Source organism: Nodularia chucula CCY0103 (assembly GCF_963923915.1).
Lineage (GTDB): Bacteria > Cyanobacteriota > Cyanobacteriia > Cyanobacteriales > Nostocaceae > Nodularia > Nodularia chucula.
Genome location: NZ_CAWUOL010000056.1, coordinates 15,576 through 34,055 on the forward strand (window position 1 = coordinate 15,576; position 18,480 = coordinate 34,055).

Annotated in this window: 18 protein-coding genes; 12 read left to right on the forward strand and 6 right to left on the reverse strand. The window is 41.5% G+C overall.

The genetic code is table 11. The features are described from left to right. Nucleotides 1-15: 15 nt before the first annotated feature. The 3 genes from ilvD to ACM0OP_RS15390 all read right to left on the reverse strand — a co-directional run bounded on the left by ilvD (nt 16) and on the right by ACM0OP_RS15390 (nt 4,158). Nucleotides 16-1,698, reverse strand: a complete 1,683-nt coding sequence (gene ilvD / locus ACM0OP_RS15380) for a dihydroxy-acid dehydratase (protein ID WP_414529294.1) — start codon at nt 1,696-1,698, stop codon at nt 16-18. Between the two features lie 164 nt (nt 1,699-1,862). Continuing rightward, nucleotides 1,863-2,633, reverse strand: a complete 771-nt coding sequence (locus ACM0OP_RS15385; protein WP_414529295.1) for a pentapeptide repeat-containing protein — start codon at nt 2,631-2,633, stop codon at nt 1,863-1,865. 199 nt (nt 2,634-2,832) lie between these two features. Then, on the reverse strand, nt 2,833-4,158 hold the full coding sequence (locus tag ACM0OP_RS15390; protein ID WP_414529296.1) for a hypothetical protein: 1,326 nt from the start codon (nt 4,156-4,158) through the stop codon (nt 2,833-2,835). A 479-nt stretch (nt 4,159-4,637) separates the two neighbouring features. Here ACM0OP_RS15390 and lpdA point away from each other — a divergent pair, with 479 nt between their 5' ends. From lpdA to ACM0OP_RS15405, 3 genes are all read left to right on the forward strand, one after another. After that, nucleotides 4,638-6,065: a dihydrolipoyl dehydrogenase gene (gene lpdA / locus ACM0OP_RS15395; RefSeq protein ID WP_414529297.1), complete on the forward strand. Its 1,428-nt coding sequence runs from the start codon at nt 4,638-4,640 to the stop codon at nt 6,063-6,065. 192 nt (nt 6,066-6,257) lie between these two features. Beyond that, nucleotides 6,258-7,139 carry an indole-3-glycerol phosphate synthase TrpC gene (trpC, locus tag ACM0OP_RS15400; protein WP_414529298.1) on the forward strand — a complete coding sequence of 294 codons (882 nt, stop codon included), beginning with the start codon at nt 6,258-6,260 and terminating at the stop codon, nt 7,137-7,139. A 371-nt stretch (nt 7,140-7,510) separates the two neighbouring features. After that, the gene (locus ACM0OP_RS15405) at nt 7,511-8,665 is read left to right on the forward strand and encodes a pyridoxal-phosphate-dependent aminotransferase family protein (protein ID WP_414529299.1); all 1,155 of its coding nucleotides are present in this window, start codon (nt 7,511-7,513) and stop codon (nt 8,663-8,665) included. 50 nt (nt 8,666-8,715) lie between these two features. Here ACM0OP_RS15405 and ACM0OP_RS15410 read toward each other — a convergent pair whose 3' ends face one another. The 3 genes from ACM0OP_RS15410 to ACM0OP_RS15420 form a co-directional block, all read right to left on the reverse strand. Beyond that, on the reverse strand, nt 8,716-8,922 hold the full coding sequence (locus tag ACM0OP_RS15410) for a hypothetical protein (RefSeq protein WP_414529300.1): 207 nt from the start codon (nt 8,920-8,922) through the stop codon (nt 8,716-8,718). 48 nt (nt 8,923-8,970) lie between these two features. Next, nucleotides 8,971-9,198 carry a DUF2949 domain-containing protein gene (locus ACM0OP_RS15415; protein WP_414529301.1) on the reverse strand — a complete coding sequence of 76 codons (228 nt, stop codon included), beginning with the start codon at nt 9,196-9,198 and terminating at the stop codon, nt 8,971-8,973. A 437-nt stretch (nt 9,199-9,635) separates the two neighbouring features. Continuing rightward, nucleotides 9,636-10,160 carry a DUF192 domain-containing protein gene (locus ACM0OP_RS15420; RefSeq protein WP_414529302.1) on the reverse strand — a complete coding sequence of 175 codons (525 nt, stop codon included), beginning with the start codon at nt 10,158-10,160 and terminating at the stop codon, nt 9,636-9,638. Nucleotides 10,161-10,751: 591 nt separating this feature from the next. Here ACM0OP_RS15420 and ACM0OP_RS15425 point away from each other — a divergent pair. The 9 genes from ACM0OP_RS15425 (at nt 10,752) to ACM0OP_RS15465 (ending at nt 18,202) form a co-directional block, all read left to right on the forward strand. Beyond that, nucleotides 10,752-11,285, forward strand: a complete 534-nt coding sequence (locus ACM0OP_RS15425; RefSeq protein ID WP_414529313.1) for a CAP domain-containing protein — start codon at nt 10,752-10,754, stop codon at nt 11,283-11,285. Between the two features lie 5 nt (nt 11,286-11,290). Further along, entirely contained in the window at nt 11,291-12,142 is an 852-nt protein-coding gene (locus ACM0OP_RS15430) for an alpha/beta fold hydrolase (RefSeq protein ID WP_414529303.1), read from the forward strand. 124 nt (nt 12,143-12,266) lie between these two features. Continuing rightward, entirely contained in the window at nt 12,267-13,409 is a 1,143-nt protein-coding gene (carA, locus tag ACM0OP_RS15435) for a glutamine-hydrolyzing carbamoyl-phosphate synthase small subunit (protein ID WP_414529304.1), read from the forward strand. 32 nt (nt 13,410-13,441) lie between these two features. Next, the gene (locus tag ACM0OP_RS15440; RefSeq protein ID WP_414529305.1) at nt 13,442-13,837 is read left to right on the forward strand and encodes an STAS domain-containing protein; all 396 of its coding nucleotides are present in this window, start codon (nt 13,442-13,444) and stop codon (nt 13,835-13,837) included. A gap of 397 nt (nt 13,838-14,234) precedes the next feature. Next, complete coding sequence (locus ACM0OP_RS15445) at nt 14,235-14,714, forward strand: Mini-ribonuclease 3 (protein ID WP_414529306.1); 480 nt, start codon at nt 14,235-14,237, stop codon at nt 14,712-14,714. 97 nt (nt 14,715-14,811) lie between these two features. Continuing rightward, nucleotides 14,812-15,780, forward strand: coding sequence for a 23S rRNA (guanosine(2251)-2'-O)-methyltransferase RlmB (gene rlmB / locus ACM0OP_RS15450; RefSeq protein ID WP_414529307.1), 969 nt, complete (start codon nt 14,812-14,814; stop codon nt 15,778-15,780). A 99-nt stretch (nt 15,781-15,879) separates the two neighbouring features. Beyond that, on the forward strand, nt 15,880-16,182 hold the full coding sequence (locus tag ACM0OP_RS15455) for a DUF1816 domain-containing protein (protein WP_414529308.1): 303 nt from the start codon (nt 15,880-15,882) through the stop codon (nt 16,180-16,182). Between the two features lie 358 nt (nt 16,183-16,540). After that, on the forward strand, nt 16,541-17,623 hold the full coding sequence (locus ACM0OP_RS15460) for a class I fructose-bisphosphate aldolase (RefSeq protein ID WP_414529309.1): 1,083 nt from the start codon (nt 16,541-16,543) through the stop codon (nt 17,621-17,623). A gap of 249 nt (nt 17,624-17,872) precedes the next feature. Further along, nucleotides 17,873-18,202 (forward strand): hypothetical protein, encoded by a 330-nt coding sequence (locus tag ACM0OP_RS15465; RefSeq protein ID WP_414529310.1) that lies wholly within the window; start codon nt 17,873-17,875, stop codon nt 18,200-18,202. Nucleotides 18,203-18,480: the final 278 nt, after the last annotated feature.

The window sequence follows — 18,480 nt, forward strand, 5'->3', positions numbered from 1 at the left end:
GTCCCCAATCCCCAGCTATAAATCTAAGTCTGTGACTGCGCCTACACTGCTGGAAGATACCAATTTGGCGTATTTAGCTAACACTCCTTTGGTATAACGTGGTGGTAGGGGTTTCCAATTGGCACGTCTGCGGGTTAATTCTTCCTCGGAAACATTTATTTGCAGTAGGCGATTGGAGGCATCAATAGTAATGCTATCACCTTCTTCCACAAGTGCGATCGCACCACCAACTGCTGCTTCTGGGGCTACGTGACCAACTACCATTCCATAAGTCCCACCAGAAAAACGACCGTCAGTAATTAAACCTACGGAATCGCCTAATCCAGCACCAATAATCGCTGAAGTGGGGGCTAACATTTCTCGCATACCGGGGCCACCTTTGGGACCTTCGTAACGGACAATAATCACGTCACCTGCTTGGATTTTTCCTGCCAAAATTGCATCTAAACAGGATTCCTCAGATTCAAATACCCTTGCTGGTCCAGTGATCACCGGCTTTTTCACGCCAGTAATTTTAGCTACAGCCCCTTCTGTGGCCAAGTTACCTTTGAGAATAGCTAGGTGTCCTTGAGTATACATAGGATTATTCCAAGGACGGATCACATCTTGGTCGCTGCGTGGTTCGGCGGGGATATCTGCTAAGAGTTCTGCAACTGTTTTACCTGTGATAGTTAAGCAGTCACCGTGTAGTAAATCATGCATCAGCAACATTTTCATGACTTGGGGTATTCCCCCGGCTTTGTGCAGGTCTGTGGCTACATATCTACCACTGGGTTTTAAATCACAGATAACTGGGACACGACCACGAATAGTTTCAAAGTCATCTAGTGTTAGTTCTACACCAGCTGCACGGGCGATCGCCAAAAAGTGCAATACTGCATTTGTGGAACCACCCACGGCCATAATTACTGAAATGGCATTTTCTATAGATTTACGGGTAATAATCTGCCGAGGTAAGATTTGCTGACGAATGGCTTCCACTAAAGCACGGGCTGATTTTTCGGTACTATCAGCTTTTTCGGCATCTTCGGCCGCCATTGTGGAAGAATAAGGTAAGCTCATCCCCATAGCTTCAAAAGCGGAAGACATGGTATTTGCTGTAAACATCCCACCGCAGGAACCCGCACCAGGACAAGCCTGACGTTCCACGGCTAAAAGTTCATCGCTGTCAATTTTACCGGCGCTGTATTGACCAACTGCTTCAAAGGAACTGACAACGGTTAAATCTTTACCATTGTAATGACCGGGTTTAATCGTACCACCGTAAACAAAAATAGCAGGAATATTCATCCGCGCCATCGCTAGCATAGCCCCTGGCATATTTTTATCACAGCCACCAATAGCCAAGACACCATCCATACTTTGGCCAGTACAAGCGGTTTCAATGGAATCAGCGATAACTTCCCGCGATACCAGGGAATATTTCATCCCCTCAGTACCCATAGAAATACCATCACTAATGGTAATAGTACCGAACATCTGCGGCATTGCTCCAGCTTCTCTGACACCAATTTCTGCCCTGAGTGCCAGCTTATTAATTCCCATATTACAGGGAGTGATGGTACTGTAGCCATTAGCAATACCGACAATGGCTTTATTAAAATCTTCATCCTGAAAACCCACTGCTCGCAGCATAGCGCGATTAGGCGATCGCTGCACACCTTGGGTAACAACCTGGCTTTTTAAATTCTCCGACATCTTTTTTCCTTCCGTGCCATCATCGCTAGGATTGCGATTGTATTACCTGATTTTCCCATGTATGGATAGCATAATTCAGCAAGGCTCAAGAGTTATTTTACCCAAACACCTTCTTTAGTCATTGGGAAGTTACAATTCTTCCCCCCTACTCCCCACTCCCCCAATTAAAAAGGTAAAAACTGGAGTAAAACTGAGCCAAGACTACCTACAAAGTCAAAAAAGCTAGGTTTACCAGCTCTTACCTCATTAGAGTAAGGTGTTTGTAGTTCTTCCATAAAAGCCTGTGCTGTTTCCATTCCTATTTGATTTTCTTGGGCTGTAAACATTTTTTCCGCAATTTGAGCATCTTCAAACGCCCCTTTACGATCTAACATTTGGTAACGAGCGACACCACGAGCCAAGTAAGCACCTGGGTATTCTGGTTGGGCGGCGATCGCCTGATCAAAATAACTGATAGCTTGTTTATGATTGCCTTTTTGTGCTTCCGCTACCCCCAAAGCATAAAATTCCTCCGGTGTCGCAATTTGCATCGGTATTCCCACCGCACCCTGAAAATTCACACCATTGAGAACAGCGCCATTAAATTCTGTATTCGTTAAAAAGGTACTTCTTAAATCAGCACCCATAAGATTTGCGCCAGTGAGGTTAGCTTGGCTGAGGTTCACCCCAAATAAACCCGCACCACTTAAGTTTGCACCACTCAAATCAGCACCGCTTAAATTAGCACGGCTCAGATTAGCATTAGTTAAATTAGCCCCCCTCAAATTCGCTCCAGACAAGTCCGCCATCACTAAACCTGCATTACTCAGGTTACAGTTTTCACATTCTTTTGTTGATAGTAACTGTCTCACCTGTTCAAAACTTGCTGCTTGGGCAATTGTCGCCAAGCCGATTGTAGTAAAAAATACTGCTGTGGCCAAAATTTGCTTTTTCATTCCACTGCCTGATACACAACTTTAAACTATACATTTATACCTAAAGCCTATGATACGAATAACTTGGGTAATGTGCCATATTGTTTTCAAGGGAACAGGGAATGTCCTAATTACCTTGGTGGTTCCTATAAATTACAAAGGCGCGATAAATCGCGCCTGGAAAACCATCAAAAATTAATTAAACACCGAGAACATTAACTTACTTTTTCACCAACAAATAGGCTGTAGCATACTCAGGTAATTGGCGGATATACTGTGTAAATTCTTGACGATTCTTAAAGGTTCCAGCTAAGTAATCCAGTTGGTGCAAATTCGGTAAAAAAGCTCCACCCGTATCAGCCATCACGCCCATTTGCAGATGTTTACTTCCACCTCTAGTATGTTCCATAACAATGATTCTACCTAACCCCATATTCAGGATATCCCCAGCAAATGTTACCCCTGGTTTAATAGAAATTTTGGCATCTATTTGATGACCATAGCCTTTGATACCATCCACTTCTCGAAAGTACCAATAACGTTTTTGTGACCTGGGGTTTAATCCTGGCACAAAAGAAATTCCATTATTTCTATCTACGTTAAAATATGCTTGAGTTCCATCTGTAAAATTAATTAAAATAGTTCCCTGCATTAATGCTTCTTCTAAGCCATCGCGGGTTAAATAAGCCAGGGGTTTAACTCGACCGTGTTCTTTACCTCCCGGCTCATAAATTCCAGATAAAACATCTTGTTTTGTATATTTTGTGTAGAATTTATCCTCAATATCATTATCTTTTAAACTGTAAAGGGGAATATTATAAGTAGATGTCTTAGTCCGGGAACCTGTATGCTCAAAAACAGCATATTTAGTAATTCTCACTTGCTGCTGTTTTTCATTACTCGGATTATGAGCAGTCCATTTAACTACGCGAAAATTCTCATTAATAAACTCAGGGTTTTTTAACCGCGTCACACGGTTATTATTAATATCCTCAGTTAAAACAGTAATCATAAAGTCTAAGGTGCTGACAATATCCTCCACCGTCACCCCTTGAGTACCCAACAATCCTGTACGAAAAATGTTTGGGTCTTCCGCCGCATTATCTTCAAAATATTTTCTGGTATTAACTATAACTGTTAATAAATCTCCTTGCTGAAAATTAATATCAGATTTTGGCAATTCTGCTGGGCTTAAAACCTGACTACCGGGGATACTAAATTTAAACTTTTCCCATTCATCAATAACTGGATAAGTAGTAGATGTTGATGCTTGATATTGATCAGATGTGATGGTGTTAATTGGCTGTTGATCAAATTCTGGGGAAGCTGTTAAAGGAGCAGAAAAGTTTGTGGGAATTACATCCACAGGTGCAATTGTCCCTAGAGCAATGTGTTGTTGAGTAGAAAAATTATTTTTGGGAGGAATTGCCGCAATTTTTTGTTGGTTTCTGGACTGAGTAGCTAGAATCATACTAGTTGTACTCACTAGCAATAAAGCCGCAAACCCTAATGTGAATCGTACTTTTTGATTGGAGAAGATATGCATAAGCTGGAAGATTAAGTTCTGATGTTAAATAATAATCGCAATCTCTCGATTATAAGCCAGGACTTACGCAAAATCATGAAAAAACGAACCACAAAGGACACAAAGGACACGAAGGTAAGAGGGTTTCAAAGAGTTCTTGCGTAAGTCCTATAAGCCATAGTAATTTGATAAGTAAGAATTAGGTGAGGATTTACCCATTATCAACATATTCTGGGTTGTATCCGTATAAAAGTAGCGGGTATCTTGCCCAAATCACAAAAATCTTATTATTCATCTATAGGACTCCTATTTAATTTCTGTTGGCGTAGCCTGCGCTTTCCACTTACAACTAAAAAAGCTGTTGACAACTCCCCACTCCCTACTCCTGCTAAGTTAGAAGATAATAGTATTCTTTCACTAGTAAGTCCCAAACTGTCGGAGGTTGCGGATATTGCTTGTGAAGTTGAGAATAAATAGGCGAAGCAGACGGGGCAATTAACGTGAGTTATGGATTCGATTACGATTTAGTCATTATCGGCGCAGGTGTAGGTGGACATGGCGCAGCCCTACACGCCGTTAGCTGTGGTTTGAAAACAGCAATTATTGAAGCTGGGGATATGGGAGGAACCTGTGTTAACCGTGGCTGTATCCCTTCTAAGGCTTTGCTAGCAGCTTCTGGACGGGTGCGGGAGTTGCGGGATGCTCACCATTTGAAGTCCTTGGGGATTCAAGTTGATCATGTGACATTTGACCGCCAGGCGATCGCAGATCATGCTGGCAATTTAGTATCAAAAATTCAAGGGGATTTAACTAACAGCCTCAAACGTCTGGGAGTGGATATTATTCGGGGTTGGGGCAAAATTGCGGGAACCCAAAAGGTCACGATTACCAATGATGGGACTGAAAGAACTGTCACCGCTAAAGATATTATTCTTTCCCCTGGTTCAGTACCTTTTGTCCCTCCTGGAATTGAAGTAGATGGTAAAACCGTTTTTACTAGTGACCAAGGGGTAAAGTTAGAATCTTTGCCAGAATGGGTGGCGATTATTGGTAGTGGCTACATCGGTTTAGAATTTTCTGATGTTTACTCGGCTTTGGGCTGTGAAATCACGATGATTGAAGCCCTGGATCAATTAATGCCAGGGTTTGACCGTGATATTGCTAAACTGGCGGAACGGGTGTTAATTACTCCCCGTGATATTGAAACCAAGGTAGGAATATACGCGAAAAGAATTATTCCCGGTTCTCCGGTGGTGATTGAATTGGCAGATTTCAAAACCAAAGCAGATGTCGATGTGATTGAAGTGGATGCTTGTTTAGTAGCTACAGGACGCATCCCCGCCACTAAAAACTTGGGTTTGGAAACTTTAGGGATTGAACTAGACCGCCGCAATTTTATCCCTGTGGACGATCGCATGGCAGTTTTATCAGGGGGGGAAGTAGTACCCCATGTTTGGGCTATTGGTGACGCTAACGGCAAAATGATGTTAGCACACGCGGCTTCTGCACAAGGAATTGTGGCTGTAGACAATATTATGGGTAAAACCCGTGTAATTGACTATCGCAGCATCCCCGCGGCCGCCTTTACTCACCCAGAAGTTAGCTATGTGGGTTTAACAGAAGTCGCCGCTAAGGAATTAGCAGCAGCTGAGGGCTTTGAAATAGCTACCAGTAAAAGTTACTTTAAAGGTAATTCCAAAGCCTTGGCAGAAAATGAATCTGACGGTATGGCTAAGGTGGTGTATCGCAAAGATACTGGTGAAGTTTTAGGTGTTCATATTTTTGGAATGCACGCCGCCGACTTAATTCACGAAGCATCAGCTGCGATCGCCAATCGTCAAAAAGTCCAAGACCTCGCCCATTTAGTACACGCCCATCCGACACTTTCCGAAGTGCTAGATGAAGCCTATAAACGAGCCTTGGTTTAGGGAGTAGGGAGTGGGGACTGGGTACTGGGGACTGGGGACTGGGGACTGGGAAGTAAAAATCTTTCCCCCCAGACTTCCCACACTTCCCACACCCCCCAGTTACTGAGCGCAGTCGAAGTACACTTCCCACACTTCCCACACTTCCCACACCTCCCACACTTTCCACACCCCCCACACTTCCCAATCCCAATTATGAAAATTCGCCGCCGTTCTACCAACACCACAATTAATGTTTCTTTTTTACGTTATAAGTCTGCTTTACCAGATATAGAACCAGATAATATTTTGGAAGAAATTGTCTGGCATAAAGAAATTGAAATTGACAAAATGCGGGAAAGGCGACCTTTGGCACAGTTGCAACAACAAGCACTTGCAGCCCCGCCCACTCGTGATTTTATTGCCGCCCTCAGACAGGGAAAAACCACGCCAGCGTTAATTGCTGAAGTTAAAAAGGCTTCCCCTAGTAAGGGTGTTTTACGGGCAGATTTTGACCCGGTGGCGATCGCCTCTGCATATCAACAAGGTGGTGCTAGTTGTCTTTCAGTATTGACAGATAGTAAGTTTTTCCAAGGTAGTTTTGAGAACTTAGCCCAAGTCCGTGCCACCGTAGATTTACCCCTTTTATGTAAGGACTTTATTATCTATCCTTATCAAATGTACTTGGCTCGGATTCAAGGGGCTGATGCAGTTTTATTAATTGCAGCTATTCTCAGTGACCAAGATTTACAATACTTCCTGAAAATTACCAAAGCCTTAAAAATGTCGGCTTTAATTGAAGTTCATAGTTTGGCAGAACTTGACAGAGTATTAGCTTTAGATGGTGAATTTTTAGTAGGAATCAATAATCGCAACTTAGAAGATTTTTCTGTTGACTTGCAAACTACCTGCAATTTATTAGCAGCACGAGGGAGTCAATTACAAGCACGGAATCTTTTAGTTGTCAGTGAATCTGGGTTACATACGCCAGCAGATTTGCAAACAGTTAAACAAGCAGGCGCAGCAGCTGTATTAATCGGAGAATCTTTAGTTAAACAACCAGATCCAGCTGTAGCCATTACCAATTTATTTGCTTAAATGCTCTTGTATGGACGCGAGCGATCGCGTCTTTTTATATAGCCTTTCCCCGTCTAATGAAGTACACACCAATTTGTTCCCTGTTCCCTGCTCCCTAAAACTAAAAAACTTTGTACCTCACGAGCATGGGAACTGCCATATTCTCTAAAAATTAAACATAGATCAGAAAATGGTATAACAGGAAAGCAGAGTTTTAGATGATTTTCAATATACATAATTTGTAACAAAAGTCAAGCTAACCAGAGTTGAACTTTCAACTTTTTTTCACAATTTGCTATGGATAAGAAATTCTAGCAAACTGTTTTGGATATGCCGATAAATCTAAAATTTGCTGCCCCAATTTAACTTTTATTTGACTTGAGGAAAAACAAATGGACAATAAACTAATGCTGATGATTCCTGGTCCCACACCAGTACCAGAAGCGGCTTTGCTGGCCTTAGCCAAGCATCCCATAGGACACCGGACTAATGAGTTTAGCAACATCATGGCTGAGGTGACAGCCAACCTCAAATGGTTGCACCAAACTGAAAATGATGTCCTGATCTTGAATGTTAGCGGTACAGGTGCAGTGGAAGCGGGAATTATTAATTTTCTCTCTCCAGGCGATCGCGTTTTAGTTGGTTCCAACGGTAAATTTGGAGAACGCTGGGTAGAAATCGGTGAAGCTTATGGCTTGAATGTCGAAGCTATTACTGCCGAATGGGGTAAACCTTTAGACACAGCACTATTTGCCGAAAAATTGCAAAAGGATACCGAAAAGCAAATCAAGGCCGTCATTATCACCCACAGCGAAACTTCAACAGGTGTGTTGAATGACTTAGAAACCATCAACAGCCTAGTTAAAGAACATGGTAAAGCTTTAATTATTGTAGATGCAGTCACCAGCTTAGGTGCATTTAACTTACCCATAGATAAGTGGGGCTTAGATGTAGTCGCTTCTGGTTCCCAAAAAGGCTACATGATTCCCCCCGGCTTAGGATTTGTTTCTGTTAGCCCCAAAGCTTGGGAAGCTTACAAAACTGCAAAATTACCCAAATATTATCTAGATTTAGGTAAATACAGCAAAAATGCCGCCAAAAACACCACTCCCTTTACTCCACCCGTCAACTTAATTGTGGCTTTACACACCACATTAAAAATGATGAAAGCAGAAGGCTTAGAGTCAATATTTACTCGCCATCAACGACTCAAAAATGCTACCCGTGCGGCTGTAAGCGGTTTGAATTTACCTCTATTTGGGTCAGATGATTACGCCAGTCCAGCAATTACAGCTGTCGCCCCCCAAGGAATTGAAGCTGATAAAATTCGCTCATTGATGAACAAACGTTTTGATATTGCTTTAGCAGGCGGTCAAGACCATCTGAAAAACAAAATTTTCCGGATTGGTCACTTAGGTTTTGTTAGCGATCGCGATATCCTCAGTTGTATAGCCGCCCTAGAAGTAGTTCTCACTGAACTTGGTCATGAAAACTTTACTCCTGGTGGTGGTGTAGCCGCAGCAGCTAAAGTATTGAGTCAATCCTGAAAATCAAGCAAGTAGCATAATATTAAAACCATAAAGAGCGAGTTAAATATTTAACTCGCTCTTTTAATCTGTAGTAGCTGTAAATTTTCTGACCTATCAGCCCGATTAAAAGGCAAAATAAACGTGATTTCTCCTGTACGAAACTCATGCTTGTAATAATTAGGATAATCATTACCACCCAAAATACTCAAAGTCAAACCTAAAGTACTATGCCTAGCAGTAGGCTGATTCCAACGAAAATGGCTGATATACAGCAACGGGTCTGGGATAAACCAAGAATCCTCTGACCTTTAGTTTGAAGAATATCAAGCCGTTTCTAGCCAGTCATAAATTTTTTCCAACTGTTCTAAAGTAATTAAGCCATACTGCCAGAGAATCATTGGTAACGGACCGGGATCTTGTTCCCGATGTCGCAAAGCCACTGCCAGGGATGCCGCAGAGATTGACAAATCTTCCTGAAGAAAATGAATTAATCGGGAATATGTTGATGGTGCCATTTGTAACTCACCTCCTTTGATTGTGTGTATTTTCATATAAAGATGTCCCATTTCTAAGTAGCCCGCAGCTAATATTTCATTAATAACTGGTGATTACCGGATAAATACTGGAAAAATTTGGCTTAAATTGATTAAATATAGGGATTTTACAGATCAAAAGAGAACATTTTCCCTGGCGATCGCTACTTATTTAGCTCCATTCTCCAGATAACTACTACTTAGGTTGCATCCAGGTAGATGGTTGGTTGAATCACATACTTAATCAAAAAAACTCCCTAATTAATACTCCCTGATCAGCATTAGTTTACACTTACGTCAAAAGGAAGATTTTTAGTATTGCCGACGTAGGAATGTGATTATACCTTAAAACGGCAAATTTTCCTATGATGAAAGATGTGCAAATTATAGCCTTGTTATGTTCATCTTTATACGTGTTGGATATATTTTTCTTCATCCATTGATATCAGTAAGTATCAAGAAGGAAGATTTTCACCATCGAAAAACTCAATTTTGACTTGATCTCCAGGCTGTAAATCTAACTCCGCCGCTCGTCCAGACCGCAGTTCAATTACCATATCAATTGGCACATTAGGTCCATAAGTGGGGCAAGGTTCACTTCTACAGGGAGGAGCAGAAACTTCAATATACTGAATTACCCCATTTTGTAAAAAAACCATATCTAGAGGAACCGGGACATTTTTCATCCAAAAGTTAACTGGTCTTGGAGTCCCAAACTTAAATAACATCCCGCGATTATCTGGTAAAGCTGGGCGATACATCAATCCCTGTGCTTGTTGCTGTGGTGTTCGTGCTACTTCCAATTGGATTCTAGTCCCATCGGGTAAAATTGCTTCAGCAGAAATAGGTAGCATTTGACCAGCCAATGCGATGGTTTGACTGCTAGAAACCGACGTATTAGATGTTGCTGTTGTTTCCATAGAGCAGCCTATTAGTAGAAAACTCAGCACGATGGGAAATAAACTAAGCCAAGACATCATAAGATTTTTGATTTTTTAATTTAAAGCTGGACTTTGCAGGAACACTTTGCAGGAACACTTTGCAGGAACACTTTGCAGGAACACTTTGCAGGAACTAAGTTAAGAAACTAACCTTGGTGATTAACGGTAAAGATGCACAGATAAAACTCACCTGCGTGAGTTGGTTTTTTATTTAGTCAGAAAAAGCTGATTTTGCTTGTGTAGTAGGGCTATTATATTCGCTACATACTTTTTCAACATCCTCTGACAGTCACTGCCTAGCTATAAATAGCTGTTAATCAGTTAATCTACTTATGCAGTCACGTAAAGTCCGCAATGATCAAGATTTTGTATTTCTCCCCAATATGTAAACTAAATGTTTATCAGTCTAGCCAGTAGTACTGTTACCATTCTGATTCCTTGAGACTTAACGGTGAGTCTTTGAGAAAGGATTTTTTCTTTTGTGGAGCTAAATATATTAAATTGTGGCTCCCTATTTATTCGGTTATTGATGAAACTGGGGAATATATTGACTGCATTTTTTAAAACAGGTATAGAGAATGTAGCACATAAATATATTCTCTGGCAGTGGAAAAAAAAATTTTACTAGAAATGAATCAAGTCAGGACTAATCCTGGCACATACCTACCCATTCTGGAAGATTGGAAAGGACGATTTCAAGGCACACAGGTGAAGATATCTGATAATCTTTATTTGCAAACTCAAGAAGGGGTAAAAGCAGTTGAGGAGGCGATGGCATTTCTCAAGTCAGCTGATCCTGTGGCAGCATTAAGTATGTCCGAGGGAATGTGTCTAGCTGCTATGGATCATGTCAAAGACCAAGGTATTAAAGGTACAACAGGTCATAATGGTAGCGATGGTAGTGACCCATTTACACGCATAAACCGCTATGGAACATGGCAATTTACCGCCGGTGAAAACATCAGTTATGGTTCCAGCACAGCCGAAAGTATTATCATGCAGCTAATTATTGATGATGGCGTACCCTCTCGTGGTCATCGCCACAATATTTTTAACCCCAACTTTAAAGTTACGGGTATAGCCATTGGTCAGCACAGCCAATTTACACAGATGTGTGTCATTACCTACGCAGGTGGATATATCGAAAAAATCGCCAGTAACTAAAAATCATGTCCTCAATTTCCCCCACACCTACAAAACTCAACGTCTACATGCAAGGTGATGGATTCCCGATTCTCGCCTTACATGGTCATCCGGGATCTGGCCGGAATCTTTCGGTATTTACCAATCACTTATCTCAGCGTTACCAAACCTTTGCCCCAGATTTGCGGGGATACGGCAAAAGTCGGTATCGTGGTGATTTTGAGATGTCAGATCATTTGACTGATTTAGAAGCGCTCCTAGACCGCTATCAAATCGAAAAATGCTTGATATTGGGATGGTCACTGGGGGGAATTTTGGCGATGGAAATGGCTTTAAGACTACCAGAACGGGTAAGTGGTTTAATTTTGGTGGCGACAGCAGCTAGACCCCGTGGAAATCATCCCCCAATTACTTGGCAGGATAACCTCTACACTGGGATTGCAGGAATTTTAAATTATTTGCAACCAAGTTGGCAATGGAATATCGATACTTTTGGCAAGCGATCGCTATTTCGTTATTTGATTCAACAACATACACCCACAGCTTACAATTATATTGCTCAGGAAGCCGCACAATCCTATTTACAAACCTCCTCTACCGCAACTCGCGCCCTGTATACTGCCCTAAAATCTGGTTACAATCGGCTCACAGAATTGCAGCAAATCCACTGCCCTACTCTGGTACTAGCAGGAGAACAAGATCGGCATATTACAGCCGAGTCAAGTTTAGAAACTGCGCGACACCTGAAAAATCATCAGTGGTATTGTTATCCCAATACTGCACATTTGTTTCCGTGGGAAATTCCCCAACAGGTATTAGGTGACATTGATCTTTGGCTAAAAACACATCCCCAGGTTACGAGTATTGAGTTTAATTAAAGCTATATTTTTGGTAATTATTTAGCAGTTATCAGTCAAGAGACATAATTAGTTTGAAGTCCTTGACTAAATCGGCGTGATAACTGTTCACTGTTCACTGTTCACTGTTTTGTTGTCATTACTTATGCCTTTATCTGATAAAATACCAGCCCTACTTGTATTGGCTGATGGAACTAGTTATCACGGTTGGTCTTTTGGTGCAACGGGAACCAAAATCGGAGAAGTGGTATTTAACACCGGCATGACTGGATATCAAGAAGTGCTGACTGACCCCAGTTATTGCGGTCAAATAGTGATTTTCACTTATCCAGAATTAGGTAATACAGGCATCAACCTTGAAGATGAAGAATCAGAACGTCCTTTGTGTGCTGGGGCGATCGCGCGAAATATTTGTCATCGTCCCAGTAACTGGCGCTCTACACAATCCCTCCCTGATTACCTCAAGCAACACCAAATACCCGGCATCTATGGCATTGATACCCGCGCCCTGACGCGGAAAATTCGCACCTTGGGAGCCATGAATGGTGGCATTTCCACAACCATTTTAGATGAAGGGGAATTATTAGAGCAAGTGCTAGCCGCACCGAGTATGACTGGTTTAAACTTGGCACGTCAAGTTACCACACCCAATGTGTATGAATGGACAGAGGCTACAATTCCAGCATGGGAATTTAACTCAGAATCTATAGAGACTCAGGAAACACCTTTTACTGTCGTCGCCCTAGATTTTGGTGTTAAACGGAATATTTTGCGTCGCCTAGCTAGTCACGGTTGCCGCGTCATAGTTGTACCAATAGATACACCAGCCGAGGAAATTCTCAAATATAACCCAGATGGGATATTTCTTTCCAATGGCCCAGGAGATCCCGCCGCCGTGACTGAAGGGATCACCACTGTCAAAGCCTTGCTGGAAAGTGAAAAACCCATATTTGGCATTTGTATGGGACATCAAATTTTAGGTCATGCGTTAGGAGCAGAAACTTATAAGCTAAAATTTGGTCATCGTGGTTTAAATCAGCCCGCAGGACTACAGCGAAAAGTAGAAATTACCAGCCAAAACCACAGCTTCGCTATTGACCCAGATTCTTTACCTGCGGCAACTATAGAAGTTAGCCACCTGAATCTGAATGATCAGACAGTAGCGGGGTTACGTCATAAGTCTCTGCCAATTTTCTCTGTTCAGTATCATCCAGAGGCTAGTCCTGGCCCTCACGATGCTGACTATCTGTTTCAACAATTTGTCCAAGCCATGCGAACAGCAAGGTAAAAGTAGACAAATTGTGCTAAAACCATCTATACTTGAGCGTTCGCTTTCACCATGAGGAGGGAATTATTGCTGAACCACTGAATCTAACCGTGAGCCTGAGAGGTACTCGCGAAGCCCGGGATAACTGTCAGCTATTCCGCCTCACAGGTTTGTTAGACGCATTTTCTGAGCCAACATTTCGCAAGGTACTAGGCAATAAAATTGAAGAGGGTCCAAAGCACATTATCCTGGATCTTTCACAAATTGACTTTGTGGATAGCTCCGGCTTGGGCGCTCTAGTGCAGTTAGCTAAACAAGCTCAAACTGCCGAAGGTACTTTGCAAATTGTCACCAATGCTCGCGTAACTCAAACTGTTAAGCTTGTTCGCTTAGAAAAGTTTCTAGCCCTGCAAACTTCAGTTGATGCAGCTTTAGAAAATATCAAGTAGTCTTGATGGGTTTATCTAAAGAAGTATAGCAGGAAACTGAAAATTCCCTAATTCTCAGGGGTTGATGATCTGTTTGTTGCTATAAAATTAACTGAGCGCAATTATATCTGGGTAGCTTAATTTTTAGAAACGCTGACAAATAACCTCTCTCCTGGTGAGAGAGGTTTAACAATTAGTGGATTTGAATTATACATTTGTGGAATTATGGCGGCAATTAATCAGGAAATAGATTGCTTCAATAAATAAAAAGACATCAAAAAGGTTAAAATTATTTAGTAGTATTTGATAGTCTCAATTATGTCCGGTGTACCAGCAGGGGTGAGTTTCAGGATCATCAATAAATTAAATTTATCTGAAGATGCCTGCCAACTATAGCGTGTTAAGGAATGATGATTTTGTGACATCACAGGAAGAAAAGCTATTAGATGGAGAGAACGCAGCCCCTAACGCTGATTCGCCTTGGCATCAAGCCCTGTTGGAAACCGCCGGAATATCACCTCTACAGATTTCGCAGTCACAAATACAACAAATTTCGCCTTTAGCTTTAGCTTATATAGGTGATGCAATTTATGAATTGTATGTTAGGATGTTCTATCTGTTGCCTATGCAGCAGGTAAAAACCTATCACTGCTTGGTAGTAGGACAGGTAAGAGCCGAAACACAAGCGCTACATTTGCGATCGCTAACTCCGCATCTGAGACCGGCCGAATTAGAAATTGTCCGACGAGGCCGCAATGCTGCTTCCGGACGACCTAAGCGGGTTGATCCCAAAATTTATCAACAGGCAACAAGTTTAGAAGCTTTAATTGGCTACCTTTATCTCACAGATTCCCAGCGCTTAACCGAATTGTTACAGAAGCTCCATCTAGAAAAATAGTGAGTGACTCAATCTCTGGATAGGAAACTGAATACTTGAGCTTGAGTAAATTCAAAGAATCTCAATATCCATCCCATAAAATATCCCTAAAACTGATATGACAAGTAAACCAAGGAAAATCCAGACTCCTAGCGAACCTAACCGTGGCCAACAGGTCAAACTCAAGGGTAAACGTGTGATCCCTAGTTCAATTCGCAGTCCCCGCGTTGGCGATCGCGATAAAAAACCTGCTGCTAGAAACACTAGCCCACATCGCTTTGATACCTATACATCCCCCGCACCAAAACCACCAGAAGATAGTGATCTCATTTACGGTCGCCATCCAGTCCTAACTGCTTTGTCTGGTGAACGGGGACTCAACCGGATCTGGATTACTACCCGTTTACGCTACGACCACCGTTTTCACCATTTACTCCTGCAAGCGAAGGAAAATGGCACAGTTATTGATGAAGTGGAACCAAGACGCTTAGACCAAATTACTAACGGCGCTAATCATCAAGGGATTGCGGCACAAGTCGCCCCCCACGATTACATGGAGTTGTCTGATTTAATTGCACAAGCAAAATCTGTGACTGATCCCGTAATTGTGGTAGCTGAGGGAATTACTGATCCCCACAATTTAGGTGCAATTATTCGGACTGCTGAAGCCATAGGCGCTCAGGGATTGGTGATTCCCCAAAGAAGAGCATCAGGAATTACTTCTACCGTAATGAAAGTGGCAGCAGGTGCTTTAGAACACTTTTCTGTCGCTAGAGTAGTGAATCTCAGCCGTTCTTTGGAAGAATTGAAAGAAGCTGGCTTTTGGATTTATGGTACTGCTACCACTGGTAGTGAACCGTTGCATACAGTGAAATTTAGTGGACCTGTGGTTTTGGTCATCGGTTCGGAAGGAGAAGGGCTAAGTATGCTCACCCAGCGCTCTTGTGATGTCTTGGTATCAATACCCCTGATCGGAAAAACTCCCAGTCTCAACGCTTCAGTGGCAGCAGGTATGGCACTTTATGAAATCTATCGCCAACGGTCATTAAATACTTTCTACCTAGATAAATTACAAAAACCCCTTTAAAAAAATACCGTAACAGAGTATAAAGAAATGTAAAAGAAAAAACAACACCATATCCTTTCCTTTAATATTCAGTATCACATTGATAAATCGGCTACAACTATGCAAACGATTTGGAATAATCTGAAGGAATCATTAACTAGCACTTTCCACAACCTGGGTTTAGCTTGGTGGGTGGAAATTGTGACTCAAAATCCCCGTTGTACCTACTACTTCGGGCCTTTTTTGAGGTCTGCTGATGCCAAAGTAGCTCTGAAAGGCTACGTAGAAGATTTGGAGGTCGAGGGGGCGCAAGACATACTCGTGAATGTCAAGCGTTGTAAACCAGGTACTTTAACTATTGCTGAAGACTTGGGGGAAAGGATTGACCGTAAAGTAAAGCCTGCCTTTAGCGGTCAGATATAATTCACATTCACAGGCTCCATAGTTCTCAGGCTAGACTTGGGAACTATAATATACACTTGGGCTACTAGAAAAGGATCTGTGGTAGCGCCATGACCAAAATAATCTTAACTTCTAACTCTGTCTTAAGGTATGTGACTTGGTATAGTAAAAATTTAAAATGGAATCATGGCAAGAATCCTAATTATTATTTGTAACCACAGATAAACATAAATCTCAGCACATTCTCTAACCCAGGATGCTTTTCCATGAGGAAAACAGGTGAGTTTATTTGTGATTTTTTGACTCTATTCTCAAATATTTAAATTAATTATCAATTAGTAATTCTTGTTGTCATTGCCTGAAGTTAGAGGAAAATTCAATGACTACAACACTCTTAGAGGCTAATTCTCTCCAGTCTTTGTTAGGTAAAGAGGCAGAAGATTTACTGACATATAAAGCCAAAGTTTCTCAAGATTTACTACATTTACCGGGGAAAGATTTTATAGATCGGGTGTGGTTAAATAGCGATCGCCATCCGCAAGTGTTGCGAAATCTCCAGCAACTTTATTCTCATGGTCGATTAGCAAATACTGGCTATCTATCGATTTTACCAGTAGACCAAGGAGTTGAACACTCGGCTGGGGCATCTTTTGCGCCTAATCCCATTTATTTTGATCCCGAAAATATTCTCAGATTGGCGATCGCCGGGGGCTGTAATGCAGTAGCGACAACTTTAGGTGTCTTAGGTAGCGTTGCGCGTAAATATGCCCATAAAATCCCCTTCATCGCTAAAATCAACCACAACGAATTACTAACTTTTCCTAATCAATATGACCAAATCTTGTTTGCTGATGTAAAACAAGCTTGGAACTTGGGTGCTGTGGCCGTAGGTGCGACAATTTACTTCGGTTCAGAACAATCTGCTAGGCAAATTCAGGAAGTGAGCCAAGCCTTTAAATCCGCCCATGAATTGGGTTTAGTGACCGTTCTTTGGTGCTATCTGCGGAATAACGCTTTTAAACAAGACCAAGATTATCATCTTGCGGCTGATCTTACTGGACAGGCTAACCATTTAGGTGTCTCCATTGAAGCGGACATCATTAAACAAAAGTTACCCGAATGTAATCATGGTTATAGTGCAGTAGCGAAGGCGACTAACAAGAGTTACGGCAAAACTGATGAAAGAGTGTATACAGAATTAACCACCGATCACCCCATTGATTTAACTCGCTATCAGTTGCTGAATTGCTACTGTGGACGTGCGGGGTTAATTAATTCTGGTGGTGCATCTGGTAAAGATGATTTTGCTGAGGCTATTCGCACAGCAGTAATTAACAAGCGGGCTGGCGGGACTGGTTTAATTTCTGGGCGAAAAACCTTCCAGCGTCCCTTTGAAGAAGGTGTGAAACTGTTTCATGCAATTCAGGATGTTTACTTGTCTCCTGATGTGACGATAGCCTAAAAATTGTGAGTATAGACTGGTTAAAGTCGTTTCTATCAGAGAACAACTAATCCCGGATTTCTCATAGTCAATACTTTTTATATATAGGGCTTGGTGAAAAAGTATGGATTATAAAACCCTTGTAATTAAGGAGTTTTAAGCCTGTCCCCCTGCTATATATATGTAACCAGCCTATGGGAAGACGTTAAATAAGTAAAAATTTTCCTAACATTCAGGTATTTGATAAAGAGTTAGGAGATAATTTGCTTCATGTTGAAAGCCCAAAAAATATTGAGTCAACTGTGCCGCCAACTAACTATAGTATTGCTTGCGAGTTTAGTTTGGTTTGCTACCTTTCCAACTAATTCAGTTCAGGCCGATGGTTACTATTCAGAAAAAAATCATCATGCAGCAATAACCAAACCCTATTATGTTGCTAAGGATCGTCACGTGGTAGTAAAAGAAGTTCTTGCTAAACCTTACTATTCTACAAAAGAAAGAAGTAAGAAAAAAGTGATCATCCAGACATCAGAAACAGTGGATGGGCAAAAAATGATTCCTCAAGACTTAAAAACTGGCACTAAGCAAAAAAACCTTTAAGTATATTGAAATAAGCGGGTGAATAATTAGCTTGAAAATTGCTTGAGTTCTAACAAATGAGAGGCGTGATTTTTCACGTCTCTACAATTTATGAATTATAGCTGGGGAGTAGGGAGTAGGGTAAAAGTCTTTCGGTGCCTAACTTTTATGATCAGTTTATGAATCTATCCCACTAATATAATTCTGTTAACCCAGATGTGAATTGTGGCTAAAGAAAGAAAAGCATTACAGCACTTCCGTCTGTTATGAGGTACACTTAATTAAGATATAAATACTTT